This window comes from Embleya sp. L77 (assembly GCF_055557415.1).
This window is the reverse complement of sequence record NZ_CM145710.1, coordinates 1,433,763-1,448,646: the sequence shown is the minus strand read 5'-3', so window position 1 is coordinate 1,448,646 and position 14,884 is coordinate 1,433,763. Positions and strand designations below refer to the sequence as shown.

Below are 14,884 nucleotides of genomic sequence, written 5' to 3'. Positions count from 1 at the left end.
CAGCGCACCAGCGCACGGCGTTTAGCGCCCGGGCCGGACCACGCGACCGGCCCGGGCGCCCCGCTCCGTTCCGTCCCGACCACGCGAGGAATCCCATGTCCGGATCCACCAGCGTTCGTCCCCCCAAGCGGCTGCGCCCCCTCGTCGCCGCGGCAAGCACCGCCCTGTTGACCGCAGCCATGCTGACCGCGGCCGGCGGCACCGCCGACGCCGTGGACGCCGCCGAACTCGTCCAGAACGGCGGCTTCGAATCCGGCCTGACCGGCTGGACCTGCAGCGCCGGCAGCGGAGCGACCGTCAGTACCCCCGTACACGCCGGGACTTCGGCCCTGAAGGCGACCCCGGCCGGCAGCGACAACGCGCGCTGCGCGCAGACCGTGACCGTGCAGCCCTCCTCCGACTACGTGATCTCCGGCTGGGTGCGCGGCAGTTACGTCTACCTCGGCGCGACCGGCACCGGCACCACCGACCCGTCCACGTGGACCGGCTCCGCACCGGACTGGACCCGACTGACCACCACGTTCCGCACCGGCGCGAACACCACGTCGGTGACCCTGTACACGCACGGCTGGTACGGCACGGGCGCCTACTACGCCGACGACCTGTCGCTGACCGGCCCCGGCGGCGGCACCCAGATCCCGGCGGTGCCCACCGGCCTGGCGGCCGGTGCGCCGACCTCGTCGAGTGTGCCGCTGTCGTGGAACCCGGTTTCCGGCGCGACCGGTTACAACGTGTACCAGAACGGCACGAAGGTGCAGTCGGTCACCGGGACGAGCGCGAACGTCACCGGGTTGACCGCGAACACCGCCTACAATTTCCAGGTCAGTGCGAGCAATTCGGCCGGCGAGTCGGCCAGGTCGGCGACGGTCACCGCGACCACCACCGGCGGCGGCACCCAGATCCCGGCCACCCCCACCGGCCTCGCCGCCGGCACCCCGACCACCACGGCCGTGCCGTTGACCTGGACCGCGGTCCCCGGCGCGACCGGCTACAACGTCTACCGCAACGGCACGTTGGCCCAGTCGGTGACCGGCCCGAGCGCCACGGTGACCGGACTGAGCCCGGCCACCGCGTACAGCTTCCAGGTCAGTGCGAGCAACTCGGCCGGCGAGTCGGCCAAGTCGGCGGCCGTCACCGCCACCACCGCCACCGACGGCGGAGGCGGCCAACTGCCCGCGCACGCCCTGGTCGGCTACCTGCACGCCAGCTTCGCCAACGGCGCGGGCTACACCAGGATGGCCGACGTGCCCGCGAGTTGGGACGTGATCAACCTGTCCTTCGGCGAGCCCACCTCGGTCACCTCCGGCGACATCCGGTTCGTGCGCTGCCCGGTCGCCGAGTGCCCGAGCGTGGAGAGCGACGCCGACTTCAAGGCCGCCATCCGGGCCAAGCAGGCGGCGGGCAAGAAGGTGCTGATCTCGATCGGCGGGCAGAACGGCCAGGTGCAACTGTCCACGACCGCCGCCCGGGACAAGTTCGTGCAATCGGTCGGCGGGATCATCGACGAGTACGGACTCGACGGCCTGGACATCGACTTCGAGGGTCACTCGTTGTCGCTGAACACCGGCGACACCGACTTCAAGAACCCGACCACGCCGGTGATCGTCAACCTGATCTCGGCGGTCAGGACGCTCAAGGCCAAGTACGGCAGCCGGTTCGTGCTCACCATGGCGCCGGAGACGTTCTTCGTGCAGATGGGCTACCAGTACTACGGCTCCGGCCAGTGGGGCGGCCAGGACCCGCGGTGCGGCTCATACCTCCCGGTCATCTACGCGTTGCGCGACGACCTGACCCTGCTGCACGTCCAGGACTACAACTCCGGCTCGATCATGGGCCTGGACAACCAGTACCACAGCATGGGCGGGGCCGACTTCCACATCGCGATGACGGACATGCTGCTCACCGGCTTCCCGGTCGCGGGCAACACGAACAACGTGTTCCCGGCGCTGCGACCCGACCAGGTCGCGATCGGCATGCCGGCCTCGGTGCAGGCGGGCAACGGCTGGGTGTCCACCACCGAGGTGAACAAGGCCCTCGACTGCCTGACCAAGGGCAGCAACTGCGGCGGCTACACACCCCACGGCGTGCGACCGAACCTGCGCGGACTGATGACCTGGTCGATCAACTGGGACCGCTTCAACAACCTCGAATTCTCCCGCAACTTCGACAACTACTTCGGTAGCTGAGCCGCTCGGCTGCCGCCGTTCCCCGGCAGCCGAGCCCCCGACGACCCCCGCCGCCGGCACCCACGAGAGACCGGCGGCGGGCCGGTCAACCCGGCACGTCGCCGCGCGTTCGCGCTACGGAACCGGCCAGGTGCCGTCGCGGAACACCTAGCGGCCCGCGAGTTCGTTCGCCTCGCGCCGGCTCTGCATCGGCTCGCTCGGATGATCGACGCTGCGTAGGTCGGCCTGCGACGGTTCAGTCTTTCGCACGTCCCGGTCGCCAGAACCGGGGGCCGATCTCCAGCGCCAGCGCCGGGATGAGCAGGCTGCGGACCAGGAAGGTGTCCAGGAGCACGCCCACCGCGACCAACACGCCCTGCTGGAGCGAATTCACCGTCGGGATCACGGTGAGCGCGGCGAAGGTGGCCGCCAGTACCAGGCCCGCCGAGGTGATCACGCCGCCGGTCACGGTCAACCCGGTGAGCACGCCCTCGCGGTGCCCGCGCACCCGGACCTCCTCCCTGGCCCGGGTCATCAGGAAGATCGTGTAGTCCACACCCAGCGCGACCAGGAACAGGAAGCCGAACAGCAGCAGCCCACGGTCGATCCGCGGGTAGCCCAGCGCGTGATAGATCAGCGCCGCGGCACCCACCGCCGAACCGAACGAGAGCACCACCGACAGCAGCAGCACGACCGGCGCGACCAGCGCGCGCAGCAGCACCACGAGCATCAGCAGGACCACAGCGAGAATCAGCGGGATCAACAGCCTCTCCTCCTCGCCCTGCGCCTGCGAGGTGTCCAACGCGACCGCACTCTGCCCGGCGACCAGTGCCGAGCGGGTCTGTGCCGGTCCCGAGCGCAGCGTCGCGCGGATCCGCTCGACGGTGTCCCGGGCGGCCCGGGTGTCGGGACTGTCCCGCAACACCGCCGCGATGTGCGTCCACCCGTCGGCGCTCGCCACCTCGGTCGCCGAGCTCACCCCGGGCACGGCCGGCAACATGTGCACCGTCGCGGCGGCACCCTCGCTGCGTACGTACACGTCCGCGGGAGCCGACGAGCCGGCCGCGAAGTGCTCGGCGAGTCGTTCCTGCCCGATCACCGAGTCGACCCGCTCGGTGAACTGCTCACCCGCGGTCTGCCCGCTGCCCAGCGTGAGTGCGCCGCACGCCAGCGCCGCGAGCACCAGCACACTGCCGATCCAGATCGGCCGGGGCCGCAGGCCCACCGCGCGCGAGACCCGGGCCCATGCGCCGTGTTCGCGCTCCACACCCACGCCCTCGTACCCGACCGTGTGGCGCGGGATCAGCGGCCAGAACACCCAGCGACCCAGGACGACCAGGAACGCGGGCAGCAGCGAGGTCATCGCGCAGAACACGATCACCACGCCGATGGCCACCACCGGCCCCAGGCCGCGGGTGGAGTTCATGCTGCCGAAGACCAGACACAGCGTGGCGATGCCCACCGTCGCGGCGGAGGCGGCGATCGCGGGCAGGCAGCGGGTCAGCGCCAGTGCCATCGCCTCGTGCCGGTCCCGGTGCCGGTGCAACTCCTCGCGATAGCGCGCGATCAGCAGCAGCGCATAGTCGGTGCCGACCCCCAGGACCAGCACGACCAGCACGTACGAGCTCTGCCCGTTGACCACCAGGCCCGCATACCGGGCGAGCAGGTACACCACGCCGGAGGCGACCTGACTCGCCAACGCCACCGAGATCAGCGGGATCAGCCACAACACCGGACTGCGGTACGTGATCAACAACAGCAGTGCCACGATCGCCAACGTGGTGGCCAGGAGCGCCGCGTCCATGCCGGAATACACGTCGATGAAGTCGGCGAGGTTGCCCGCCCGACCGGCGATTCGCACGTCGAGTCCGGCGGGTGCGCCCTCCCCGGTGAGCTTGCGCACGGCCTCGACCGCGTCGCCGAGCACCGCGTTGTCGCTCTTGTCGGCCTTCAACGGCACGGTGAGGTAGGCCGCCTTGCCGTCCTGCGACACCACGACGTCCGGAATCTCCGCCGCCGCCATCCGTCGCTCGCGCAGCCGGCTGCGATCCTCGCCGATTCGGGCCAGGTCACCCGGGGTGAGTCCCCGATCGCGGGTGTAGACCACGACCGCGGTCAGGATGCCCTTGTTCGTGAAGTGCTCGTCGGCGATGTCCAGCGCCCGGGTGGCCTGGGAATCCGCCGGCAACCAGGTCTGCTGCTCGTTGTTCTGCACCGAACCGAGCTTGGCGGCCAGCGACCCGCCGACGCCGATCAGCAACAGCCAGCACACCAGCACCACCCACTTCGAGCGCCGTCCGGCGACGAACGCGGCGTAGCGCCCGAAGAGCGTGGGCGGCGGCGCGGGGGAGGGTGCGCCGGCCGGTCGATCCGCCGGGGCGGAGGGGGAGGTCTGCGTGGTCATGGTCGCTCGCCAGGGGTCTCGTGGTGCGCTGCTTCGGTCACAGTGCTGACACGAGGCGGGCGGCGAATGTGACACCCGACGGGCCGACCGGTCCGGGCGCGACCCGGCTCAGGTGATGCGGTGCCCGAACTCGGCTGCGAGCGGTTCGAGTTCGGGCGTGCCGAACTCCTCGGCCAGCTCCCGGAAGGCGACCACCTTGTCGTCCCCGAAGCGCCGGATCTTCGCGGCGAACGTGTCCGGGCGCAGGAACCGCGGCGGGTTCGACTTGCTGTGGAACTTGTCCGCGTACATCACCAGACGCTCCTCGGCCGACTCGGCGAGGTAGTCGTCCACCGGGATCGGCAACTGTTGGCGCAGCACGTCGTGCCGGGTCAGCCCGACGCCGGTGTGGCACGAGCAGAACCGGTGCAGCGACTCGGGCAGGCCCTCCTTGCGCAGGATCTCCACGCCGAGCAGCCCGTGTCGCACGTAGTTGGCGCCGTCCAGCCGGCCCTCCTCGTCGTAGAGCCGGTAGACCCCGATGTCGTGCAGCAGGCACCCGGCCCGGACCAGGTCGAGGTCGACGCCGGCGCCGCCGGGTCCGGTCGCCAACTGCTCGGCGATCCGCCGGACGATCACGCAATGTGTGTGCACCTTCTCGAAGACCGCTCGGGTCGGTGCGTACGCCCTGTGCAGTGCGGTGATCTCGGCGACCGTCGGAAGCTGTGACATCCGGGGAGCCTAACCGAGGGACCGTCGGGTTTGTCCGTATGGGCGGCGGATCAGCGTGGCGGGCCCGGCGCCGGCCGTCGGCGCCGGTGCGCGGACACGCTTCCGGCGCGGCGGGGCCGGGATGGTCCGGGAATGCGCGGTGTGCGAGGGTCAATGTGCCTGTACGCAGCGCGAGTTCGGTGTCGGGCGGCTCCGACGGGTACCCTCGTGGTTGCCTGATGTTCGCCCGGTCGATCCTGCGGGGGCATCCCGGGATCAGGCACCGTGGAGGGGCGACGGCCGGCGACGTGCTCGCACGCTGGGTCCGTCCGCGACCGACGGCCATCCCAGCGAACCAGGACACCGCGATGACCCCGACCACGCTCGCAGGGCCCGCTCCCGCCGGGCGCACCGATCACCACACGTTCATCGCGATCGAGGGGCCGCCCGGCGCGGGTGGCGCCGCGCTCGCCGACACCCTCGGCGCCGCGCTCGGCTGCACACCGATCGCCGGGCGTGCCGAATCGATCCGCCTCGGCGCCCGCGCCGGATACGGCGTCGGTCTGGCCGGGCTGCTGCGGGCCGATGCGCTCGTCAAGCGCCGGCGCTCGGCCGGGCCGGTGATCGTGCACACGTGGGCGGCCGGCGTCGCCGCCGACGGTGCGGTGATCTACCGGGCCGACGGGAGCCGGCTCAGCGCCCAGGTCGCCGAATACCGGGCCGTGCTGGAGGAGCCGACGGTCACGGTCCACCTGACCGCGTCGGCCCGTACGCTGCGCGACCGGCTGTCCGCGCAGCAGGTGCTCTCCGCCGACGACCGGGGCTGGCTGACCCGCCGCGGCGCGCTGGAGCGCATCGCGGAGGCCCATGTCGCGATCGCGGTCGAAGCCGATCCTCGGCACGCGATCGTGGTGGACATCGACCGCTGCGGATCGCGCTCGGTGGCGGACGTGGTGCTCGCGGGCCTTCGGGCGCGCGAGATCGGCGTGGTGGACGCGGCGTAGCGGCGCTGCTGCCGGTCGGTGCCTCGGAGCCCGGCAGGGCCGGGCGGCAGGTGCCGCCGGTCGGCGTAGGGTGCCGCGCATGAGCGACCCCGAGTCTGGTGGCCCGGCTGTACGCATGCACCGAACGTTCGGAGGAGGCGGGCCAAGGGCCTGGAGTACGACCACGTGGTGGTGGTCGAGCCGGCCGCGATCGTGGCCGCCGAGACACGCGGGGCGGGCCGGCTGTACGTGGTGCCGACCAGGGCGGTCTCCCGGTTGGACATCCTGCACCACCGGCCGCTGCCGGCGCTGCTGCGCGAGGCGTCGCAATGACGGACGGCGTCCGGCCCGGCACCACCCGTTCGCGGTAGCCGAGCCGGCGCCGGGCGCGCGGCGAACCTACCGTGTGGACAGGACCGCTGCCCGGACACGGCCGGTGGATCGACCCGGGAGGCACGATGACGGGCGCGAGACACGAGGTCCCGGTGATGATCGCCGGCGACTCGATCGGTCACGTCGGCAGCGGCGATCGCACCTGGCGCTATCGACTGTGGCGGCACCTGCGCGCCCACGACGTGCGGCTCGACCTGGTCGGGTCCAAGGACCCGCTCGGCGACATCGAGGCCGAGGTGGCCGAGCACCGGCCCGACTACCTGCTGATCCTGCTCGGGGTCGACGACCTGCGGCCGACGGTGGATCCGACCCGGTTCGAGACGGATTTGCGCGCGTTCATCACCGACGCCCGGCGGGCCAACCCGCGCCTGCGGATCGTGCTCGGCCACGTGCTGCCCACCCATCAGGAGGGCCCGGACCCGGAGTTCGCCGCCCGCGCGGCGAGTTTCAACGCCCGCATCGATGCCATCGCGGCCGAACTGAACACCGACGAGTCGCCGATCGTGGTGGCCACCACCGATGCCGAATTCGTCGCGGCCGACCACACCGGGGACGGCCTGCACCCGAACCAGGCCGGCGAGTACCGGATCGCGGCGGCCTTCGCGGACGTCCTCGCCGATCGCTTCCATCTCGGCGTGCACTACCCGCGCCCCTTCCCGAGGGTCTCGGCCACCTCCACGGACACGGCCCCGCCGACGGATTGACGGCCCGCCCCGACGCCGCCGGTTCGTGGTGTCCCGCCGTGCTCGACCGCTGCTCCCGGAGCCCGCGATCGGGCCGGTGCGGCGCACCGATGCACGGCACCGGACGCCGCGGAGCCCGACGCGGGATCGAAGATGGGCCCTAGACGGCCGGGACCAGGGCGAGGTAGCGGTCGATGGCGTCGGGGTCGCCGGTGACGGTGAGTCGGTCGGCCGGGATGCGGCCCCACAGGAAGAGGGCCAAGTCCGATGCCGTACCGGCCAGTTCGACGTCACCCGGTCCCTCGGCCGGGCCGAACCGGACCTCGTCGCCGACGAAGCGCACCGCCCAGTCGCCCGGGCCGTCGGTCCGCCGGAACCGCAGGTGCTCGCCGGATCCGGGTGGGGCCTGCCGCCGGTCGCGCCGGGCCGGGACCATCACCTCGAAGTGCTGGGTGATCGCGTCCACCGCGAGTTCGGCGTCCACCGGGACCGCGGTGCCGAGCGTGTGCTCGGCATCCCAGCGGTGCACCGTGGCCTCGATGGTCTGCATGCGCAGCCAGAAGCCGACGCTCTGCTCGGCGGACCAGGTCCAGACCGGTCTCGCCGCCGGTGTGCGCTCGAACGCTTCGGCCAACTCGCTTGCCCCCGCGGCGAACCAGTCGACCAGACCGGCCGGCAACGGGCCCGGGGTGGGGGTGGCGCCGCCCGGGTCCGGCCAGCCGGTGCGGTCCTCGGGCAGCGCGTAGATGTCGATGTCGGTGACGGGCGGCGGCTCGGCGAGTCCGGCCACGACGATCCGGGTCACGAAACGGTGCACGCCGCCGAGGTGCACGACCAGGTCGGACATCGTCCAATCCGGGCAGGACGGCACGACGGGCGCCTCGGCGGCGTCCAGGGTCCGCCGCGCGGCGGTCTCGAACGCACGAACCTCGCGGCGGAAATGGCTGATGTGGTCCATCCCTCGATTATTGGACCCCGCCGGGGGCCGGGCGAGCACAGCGACCGATTCGGTACCCGAGGCCCCGATTGTCCGCCCGGATTCGCGGACCCGATCCGCGCACCCGGTGGGCGAAGGTCCCGGCCCGCGCGGCGTCGGCGGCGGTGACGGCGGGCGGGTACACCTTTCGGCTCACCGCTCTCGCGGGGCGCCGCATTGTTCGCGAGGCTGACGGAAGAACCCGGGTGCGTCGTGCGTTGGGCCCGATGCCACACCGGAAAGCGACAAGGGAGCAACGATGAAGCAGGACAAGCACCCCGCGTACGGCCCGGTCGTCTTCCGGGACCGGTCCGCCGGATACGCCTTCCTCACCAAGTCGACCGCCGTCAGCGAACAGACCATCGAATGGGACGACGGGAACACCTATCCGGTGATCGACGTCGAGATCTCCTCGGAGAGCCATCCGTTCTACACCGGCAATGCCCGTCCGGTGGACCCCGAGGGCGAGATCGCCAAGTTCGAGCGCCGCTACGGCGATCGGGGCGGTGAAGGTCGGGCCGATCCGAGCTGAGTCGGGCCGTCGTTGCCCGGGCACGGCTGCGTCCGGGACGGACGTCCGCCCGTGGCACGGGAGTTCGCCGCCGCCGCGCGGACGGAAACACTGCGGTTGATCCTTGCCCCGGGCAACAAAACCGGGTCGGGCACCAATAGGCTTACCGCCAACGGGAACCGATGATCACTCAACCCACGGTTGGAGCCTCATGGCAGACGACTCGCAAACGGCGGGCAACGCTCCGGTCGAGCCGGACGACGACTGGCGACCGGTCGGCATCGACATCTCCATGCCCAGCATCGCCCGGGTCTACGACGCCGTGCTCGGCGGCAAGGACAACTATCCGGTGGACCGCGCGATAGCCGAGGCCTCGCTGGCGATCGTCCCGGAGATCGGCGATGTCGGCCGGTACAACCGGGCGATCCTCGGGCGGGGCGTCCGGTACATGGCCGAGCAGGGCATCCGGCAGTTCCTCGACCTCGGCTCCGGCCTGCCCACCGTGCAGAACACCCACCAGGTGGCCCAGGCCCACTCGCCCGAGGCCCGCGTGGTCTACGTGGACAAGGACCCGATCGTGCTCGCGCACGGCCGGGCGCTGCTCGCGGAGAACGACCGGACCACGGTGGTCACCGCCGACCTGCGCGAGCCGGCCGAGATCCTGGCCCACCCGGACGTGCGCGCGCTGATCGACTTCGACCAGCCGATCGGGCTGATGCTGGTGGGTGTCGTGCACCACCTCAACGACGACGAGGGCCCGGAGCAGATCGTCGAGGCGTACAAGAAGGCGCTGCCGCCCGGCAGTTTCCTCTTCCTCACGCACTTCTGCGCATCCAGCCCGGACGCGGTCGCGCTGGAGAAGGCGCTGCTCACCGACCTGGGTTCGGGGCGCTTCCGCACCATCGAGGAGATCTCGGCGTACTTCGAAGGTCTCGAACCGGTCGAGCCGGGCGTGGTGTTCCTGCCGCAGTGGCGGCCGGAGGAGCCGGTCGAGGAGCCGCTGACCGTCGGTCAGAAGCTGATGGCCGGTGGCATCGCCCGGAAGCCGACGGCCTGAGCCGGCACATGTGATCGTCGCGGCGCGCGGTTCAGCGTGCCGCGGCGAGTTGTTCTTCGGCGCGGGCGATGACCTCCTGGAGATACAGCCCGCGGCGAACGTCGCACACGTGCTCGCCCCCGTCGCGCACCAGGCTCGCGAACTCCGCGCGCAGCACCGCGAACGCGGCCCCGTCGATCGCGGTGGACAGGTTCAGCTCGGTGGCCCCGGCCGACCCGTACATCTCCACGTCGTAGCGGTGGCCGGCCACGGCGGTGCAGCAGAGCACCAGTTGGGACACCGCGCCGCCGGCATGCACGAGTTGCACCGCCGTCCAGCCGGCACCGGGTGAATCGGCCCGCATGTCCACGATGTCGCCCAGCGCGACGCTCATCAGGTCGAACGCGTGCGGCCCCACGTCGAGAATCGCCCCCCGGGTCTGCCGCCACGGCGACGCGGCGAACGGACCGTCCAGGAACGCGTCGGTGACGCAGGCCAGTCGGCCGCCGCGCCAGGGCGTCTCGGCACTCTCCAGGTGGGCCAGGAAGTCCCGTACCCGCGGCGCGTATCGTGCGCTCAACGCCACCATCGAACCGACACCGGCCGCGCCGATCACGTCGGCCAGCCGGCGGGCGGTGTCCAGGTCGCCGGCGATCGGCTTCTCCAGCAGCACCGCCTTGCCCGCCCGGGCCGCCCGCTCGGCCAGCGCGGGTTGCGCCTCGGGGGCGATCGCGAAGACCACCGCCTCGCACCGGTCGAGCAACTCGTCGAACTCCGCACACGCCCGGGCCCCGTAGGACTCCGCGAGTTCCCGGGCCGCCTCCGGACGGCGTGCCCACACCGCGGTGAGCCGGGTCTCCGGCCCGGTGGCGAAGACCGGTGCATGCACCTGACTCGCCCATGGACCGGCCCCGACCAGACCCACCGCGACCCGCTCGACCATCGTCATCCTCGCCTCCGCCACCCGCACCGCCGACCCCGCCGAGCGAGCGTACCGGCGAGCCGAGCCCGCCCGGCCACGCCACGCATGCGCGCGGCCCGGGCGTGGCTCGTCGGGCCCGCCCGGGGCCGGCCGTGCCCGACTCGCACGACCCGGTTTCCCGGCACCCGGTGCGCACGGCCCGGTGCGCACGGCCCGGCTTCCGATCCGTCCCTCGGCGGCGCACGGCCCTGGAGAGCTTGCGAGGACGCTGCTAGCTTCCGGCCACATGAGGTTCTCCATGTCGCTGCCCGTGCTTCGGGATCCCGGCAACGCGCAGCCGTACCACCGGACCTTCGCGCTCGCCCGGATCGCCGAGGAGGCGGGATTCGACACCGCCACCGTCGGCCACCACCACTTCATGCCGGGCAACATGAGCGATCCGCTCACCCTGCTCGCCGCCGTCGCCGCGCGCACCGAGACGTTGCGGGTGGGGACCGGCATCTTCCAGCTCCCGGTGCACCATCCGGTGCGGGTCGCCGAACAGGTCGCCACGATCGACGAGATCTCCGGCGGCCGGGTCACCCTCGGCGTCGGGCTGGGCTGGTGGCCGCTGGAGTACACCGCGCACGGATCCGACTTCCGTACCCGGGGTGCGCGGATGGAGGAGGCGCTGGAGATCCTGCGATTGCTCTGGACCCGGGAGAATGTCGGCTATCGGGGCCGCTTCCACACCTTCCCCGAACTGACCGTGCACCCGCGCCCGATCCAGGAGAACATCCCGCTGTGGGTGGCGGGCGTCGCCGACGCCGCCGTCGAGCGCGCCGCACGGCTGGGCGACGCGTGGTTGTGCGGCCCGGTGCAGTCGCTGGCCCGGGCCCGGTCCTGCCTGGCGGTCTACCGGGCGGCCTGCGCGACGCACGCCAAACGTCCGGACTGGGTGCTGCGCCGCTACGCGTGGCTGGGCAAGGACCGGCGCACGGTGGCCGAGGACGTGCTGCCCGGGTACGTCGGCGGCCTGCTGGAGCACTGGCGCGAGTCGGCCGAGGACGCCGGTGAGCGGGACCTGTTCCGCCGCCTGGACGCGGGCGAGCACGTACCCGCCGAGGAGATCGCGCACGACCGCCTGCTGTGGGGCGGCCCCGAGGACGTGATCGCCCAGATCACCCGCTACCGCGACCTCACCGGCAGCGACCACGTGCACGCCGCCTTCGGCGCTGGTCTGCCGGCCGGCGCGAGCCCGGTGTCCACGCGCGGCTCCTTCGACGAACTGGCCTCGATGATCCGGCTGTTCGGCGCCGAGGTGATCCCGGCGTTCGACTGACCCGGACGGTCGGCGACGGCATCCGGTCGACGGCCCGCCGGGTCCCGGCAGGAGGCGCGATGCGATTCGCACGAGTGAAACCGCTCGTGCGGATCGGCCCGTCGCAGGCCGGAATCGGGTCGTCCGGATGATCTACTGGACGCCCGCGGAGTGTTGGTCGGACGAAGGGTTCGCAGCGTGCTGATCGATCTCGCCGGGAAGTTTGCCCTGGTCACCGGATCGACCCAGGGCATCGGGGCGGCGATCGCGATGGGCTTGGCCCGGGCCGGGGCCCGGGTCGCGGTGAACGGGCGCACCCCGGACTCCGTCGACGCCGCGATCGAGCGCATGCGCGGCGAGCTGCCGGAGGCGCAACTCCTCGCGGCTCCCGGCGACATCGCCGCCGACGAGGGCGCCGCGCGGGTGTGGGCGGCGGTGCCGCAGGTGGACATCCTGGTGAACAATCTCGGGATCTTCGGGACCCGGCCCGCGCTGGAGATCGACGACGCCGAGTGGCGACGCTACTTCGAGGTGAACGTGCTCACCGCGGTGCGGATGATCCGTGCCTATCTGCCCGGGATGCGGGAGCGGGGCTGGGGGCGGATCCAGAACATCGCGAGCGACTCGGCGGTGGTCACCCCGGCCGAGATGATCCAGTACGGGGTGTCCAAGACGGCGCTGCTCGCGGTCTCGCGCGGCTTCGCCAAGGAGGCGGCGGGCAGTGGGGTGACGGTCAACTCGGTGCTCGCCGGGCCGACCCACACCGGCGGGGTCGAGGACTTCGTCTACGAATTGGTGGACCCCTCGCTGCCGTGGGAGCAGGCGCAGCGCGAGTTCATGCGGCTGCACCGACCGCAGTCGCTGATCCAGCGGTTGATCGAACCCGAGGAGATCGCCCACATGGTGGTGTATCTCAGCTCGACCTTCGCCTCCGCCACGACGGGCGGCGCACTGCGAGTGGACGGCGGCTACGTGGACGCGATCCTGCCCTGAGCGCCCGGCGTCGCCCGGCCCGGTACGGTCCGGCGGCGACGGCTCCGCACCGGCGAGGCGGTGTGCCCGAGTGCGCGTACGGCGCAGGCCCCACCGCCGATGGCGATGGGGCCTGCGTTCGGGATACCGCCGACGAGTTCGTACCCGAAGGTCGGTGCGCGACGGTCAGTGCGTGGCGATCAGTGCACGAGCACCGGGATCGGCACCTCGTCCGCGTCCGTGTCCGCGTCCTTGTCGTTCGCGGCGACCACCGTGCTGTCGCCGTGCCCGACGGTGATGAAGGTGAACGCGATCGTCGAGGCCAGGGCCAGGATGCCGACCGCCCACCAGATCGCGGTGGCGTAGCCGTGCACCACGGCCTGCATCTTCAGCTGCTCCAGCCCGCCCGAACCGGCCGCGTGCGAGCCCACGTAGGCGGTGGTCGCGCTGGCCGCGATGGTGTTCAGCAGTGCGGTCCCGATCGCGCCGCCGACCTGCTGGGAGGTGTTGACCATCGCCGAGGCGACGCCCGCGTCCCGCGGCTGGACGCCGTAGGTGGCCAGGCTCATCGCCGGCATGAACGCGGTGCCCATGCCCAGGCCGAGCAGGATCTGCGCGGGCAGGATCAGCCCGACGTAGGAGCTGCCGACCTCGATTTGGGTGAGCAGCAGCATGCCGACACCGGCGGTCAGGAAGCCCGGGCCCATCAGCAGCCGGGCCGGGACCCGGGTCATCAGCCGGGCGCCGATCTGGGTCGAACCCGTGATCATGCCCGCGATCATCGGCAGGAACGCCAGGCCGGTCATCACCGGCGAGAAGTCCTTGACGATCTGGAGGTAGTAGGTGAGGAACAGGAACATGCCGAACATCGCGATGATGGCCAGGCCCAGCGAGAGGTAGATGCCGGCCCGGTTGCGCTCGGCGATCACCCGCAGCGGCAGCAGCGGGGCCTTGACCCGGCTTTCGACGAAGACGAACGACGCGAGCAGGACGACGGCGGCCAGGAACAGACCCAGCGTGCTGCCGGCGGTCCAACCGTGGCTCTCGGCGCGGGTGAACGCGTAGACCAGCGTGCCCAGGCCGATCGAGGACAGCAGCACGCCGGGGATGTCCAGCGGCGAGCGGTTGCGCGATCCGACCGGCTCGCTGATGACCAGGACGGCACCGGCCGCGGCGACCGCGGCGAACGGGATGTTGACGAAGAAGGTCCAGCGCCAGTTCATGTACTCGGTGAGCACGCCGCCCAGGATCAGGCCGACCGCGCCACCACCACCGGCGATCGCGCCGAAGATGCCGAACGCCTTGGCACGTTCCTTGGCGTCGGTGAACATCACCGCGAGCAGGGACAGCGCGGAGGGGGCGAGCAGTGCGCCGAATATGCCCTGGAGGGCGCGGGCGCCGAGCAGCATGCCGGTGCTTGCGGCTATGCCGCCGAGTGCGGAGGCCGCGGCGAAGCCGACCAGGCCGACGATGAACGTCCGGCGTCGACCCCACAGGTCGGCGATTCGGCCGCCGAAGAGCAGCAACCCGCCGAACGCGAGGGCGTATGCGGTGATCACCCATTGCCGGTTGCCGTCCGAGATGCCCAGGTCGGTCTGGGCGGACGGCAGCGCGATGTTCACGATGGTGCCGTCGAGGACGACCATCAGCTGGGCGATGGCGATGAAGACGAGCGCTTTCCAGCGCCTGGGATCGGGCAGGGCGGTCTTGGGCGGGGCCGTTGCAGACATGGGGGTACTCACTTTGCGGGTGCGTCGCGACGGCGGGCGTCGCGGAATGGACGGTGCGCCCTCGCCCGCGCGGAAGTGGCGAGGCGACGGTGAAGTGTTCGTGGTCGGTACGCGGACTG

The 14,884-nt window shown here is 71.7% G+C and carries 13 protein-coding genes; 8 read left to right on the top strand and 5 right to left on the bottom strand.

From position 1 onward, the window contains the following. Positions 1-95: 95 nt before the first annotated feature. Positions 96-2,186 (top strand): fibronectin type III domain-containing protein, encoded by a 2,091-nt coding sequence (locus ACZOOI_RS36235; protein WP_465283806.1) that lies wholly within the window; start codon positions 96-98, stop codon positions 2,184-2,186. 235 nt (positions 2,187-2,421) lie between these two features. Here ACZOOI_RS36235 and ACZOOI_RS36230 read toward each other — a convergent pair whose 3' ends face one another. After that, positions 2,422-4,569: an MMPL family transporter gene (locus tag ACZOOI_RS36230; RefSeq protein WP_465283805.1), complete on the bottom strand. Its 2,148-nt coding sequence runs from the start codon at positions 4,567-4,569 to the stop codon at positions 2,422-2,424. Positions 4,570-4,677: 108 nt separating this feature from the next. Then, entirely contained in the window at positions 4,678-5,280 is a 603-nt protein-coding gene (locus ACZOOI_RS36225; RefSeq protein ID WP_465283804.1) for an HDIG domain-containing metalloprotein, read from the bottom strand. Between the two features lie 347 nt (positions 5,281-5,627). On the opposite strand from ACZOOI_RS36225, the gene ACZOOI_RS36220 reads away from it, so the two are divergent. The 3 genes from ACZOOI_RS36220 to ACZOOI_RS36210 all read left to right on the top strand — a co-directional run bounded on the left by ACZOOI_RS36220 (position 5,628) and on the right by ACZOOI_RS36210 (position 7,339). Then, complete coding sequence (locus ACZOOI_RS36220; protein WP_465283803.1) at positions 5,628-6,263, top strand: hypothetical protein; 636 nt, start codon at positions 5,628-5,630, stop codon at positions 6,261-6,263. A 165-nt stretch (positions 6,264-6,428) separates the two neighbouring features. Continuing rightward, the gene (locus ACZOOI_RS36215) at positions 6,429-6,575 is read left to right on the top strand and encodes a hypothetical protein (RefSeq protein WP_465283802.1); all 147 of its coding nucleotides are present in this window, start codon (positions 6,429-6,431) and stop codon (positions 6,573-6,575) included. Between the two features lie 125 nt (positions 6,576-6,700). Further along, the gene (locus ACZOOI_RS36210) at positions 6,701-7,339 is read left to right on the top strand and encodes an SGNH/GDSL hydrolase family protein (protein ID WP_465283801.1); all 639 of its coding nucleotides are present in this window, start codon (positions 6,701-6,703) and stop codon (positions 7,337-7,339) included. Between the two features lie 139 nt (positions 7,340-7,478). Here ACZOOI_RS36210 and ACZOOI_RS36205 read toward each other — a convergent pair whose 3' ends face one another. Continuing rightward, positions 7,479-8,276 (bottom strand): maleylpyruvate isomerase family mycothiol-dependent enzyme, encoded by a 798-nt coding sequence (locus tag ACZOOI_RS36205; protein ID WP_465283800.1) that lies wholly within the window; start codon positions 8,274-8,276, stop codon positions 7,479-7,481. Positions 8,277-8,553: 277 nt separating this feature from the next. Here ACZOOI_RS36205 and ACZOOI_RS36200 point away from each other — a divergent pair, with 277 nt between their 5' ends. Next, positions 8,554-8,826, top strand: coding sequence for a type B 50S ribosomal protein L31 (locus ACZOOI_RS36200; protein ID WP_465283799.1), 273 nt, complete (start codon positions 8,554-8,556; stop codon positions 8,824-8,826). Between the two features lie 190 nt (positions 8,827-9,016). Next, entirely contained in the window at positions 9,017-9,862 is an 846-nt protein-coding gene (locus ACZOOI_RS36195; RefSeq protein WP_391584032.1) for an SAM-dependent methyltransferase, read from the top strand. Between the two features lie 31 nt (positions 9,863-9,893). On the opposite strand, the gene ACZOOI_RS36190 is transcribed toward ACZOOI_RS36195, so the two are convergent. Continuing rightward, a complete protein-coding gene (locus ACZOOI_RS36190; protein ID WP_465283798.1) occupies positions 9,894-10,790 on the bottom strand; it encodes a Gfo/Idh/MocA family protein in 897 nt (298 codons plus the stop codon). 259 nt (positions 10,791-11,049) lie between these two features. Here ACZOOI_RS36190 and ACZOOI_RS36185 point away from each other — a divergent pair, with 259 nt between their 5' ends. Both ACZOOI_RS36185 and ACZOOI_RS36180 read left to right on the top strand, forming a co-directional pair. Beyond that, a complete protein-coding gene (locus ACZOOI_RS36185; protein ID WP_465283797.1) occupies positions 11,050-12,084 on the top strand; it encodes an LLM class flavin-dependent oxidoreductase in 1,035 nt (344 codons plus the stop codon). Positions 12,085-12,261: 177 nt separating this feature from the next. Then, positions 12,262-13,056: an SDR family NAD(P)-dependent oxidoreductase gene (locus ACZOOI_RS36180; RefSeq protein WP_465283796.1), complete on the top strand. Its 795-nt coding sequence runs from the start codon at positions 12,262-12,264 to the stop codon at positions 13,054-13,056. A 179-nt stretch (positions 13,057-13,235) separates the two neighbouring features. Here the strand turns inward: ACZOOI_RS36180 and ACZOOI_RS36175 are convergent, their stop codons facing one another. Then, positions 13,236-14,765, bottom strand: a complete 1,530-nt coding sequence (locus ACZOOI_RS36175) for an MFS transporter (protein WP_465283795.1) — start codon at positions 14,763-14,765, stop codon at positions 13,236-13,238. Positions 14,766-14,884 lie beyond the last annotated feature (119 nt).

Excerpts from the sequence above, each read along its gene's own strand:
- ACZOOI_RS36185 (WP_465283797.1), top strand. The coding sequence starts at position 11,050 with ATGAGGTTCTCCATGTCGCTGCCCGTGCTTCGGGATCCCGGCAACGCG.
- ACZOOI_RS36195 (WP_391584032.1), top strand. The coding sequence starts at position 9,017 with ATGGCAGACGACTCGCAAACGGCGGGCAACGCTCCGGTCGAGCCGGAC.
- ACZOOI_RS36235 (WP_465283806.1), top strand. The coding sequence starts at position 96 with ATGTCCGGATCCACCAGCGTTCGTCCCCCCAAGCGGCTGCGCCCCCTC.
- ACZOOI_RS36220 (WP_465283803.1), top strand. The coding sequence starts at position 5,628 with ATGACCCCGACCACGCTCGCAGGGCCCGCTCCCGCCGGGCGCACCGAT.
- ACZOOI_RS36200 (WP_465283799.1), top strand. The coding sequence starts at position 8,554 with ATGAAGCAGGACAAGCACCCCGCGTACGGCCCGGTCGTCTTCCGGGAC.
- ACZOOI_RS36175 (WP_465283795.1), bottom strand. The coding sequence starts at position 14,765 with ATGTCTGCAACGGCCCCGCCCAAGACCGCCCTGCCCGATCCCAGGCGC.
- ACZOOI_RS36190 (WP_465283798.1), bottom strand. The coding sequence starts at position 10,790 with ATGACGATGGTCGAGCGGGTCGCGGTGGGTCTGGTCGGGGCCGGTCCA.
- ACZOOI_RS36205 (WP_465283800.1), bottom strand. The coding sequence starts at position 8,276 with ATGGACCACATCAGCCATTTCCGCCGCGAGGTTCGTGCGTTCGAGACC.
- ACZOOI_RS36225 (WP_465283804.1), bottom strand. The coding sequence starts at position 5,280 with ATGTCACAGCTTCCGACGGTCGCCGAGATCACCGCACTGCACAGGGCG.
- ACZOOI_RS36210 (WP_465283801.1), top strand. The coding sequence starts at position 6,701 with ATGACGGGCGCGAGACACGAGGTCCCGGTGATGATCGCCGGCGACTCG.
- ACZOOI_RS36230 (WP_465283805.1), bottom strand. The coding sequence starts at position 4,569 with ATGACCACGCAGACCTCCCCCTCCGCCCCGGCGGATCGACCGGCCGGC.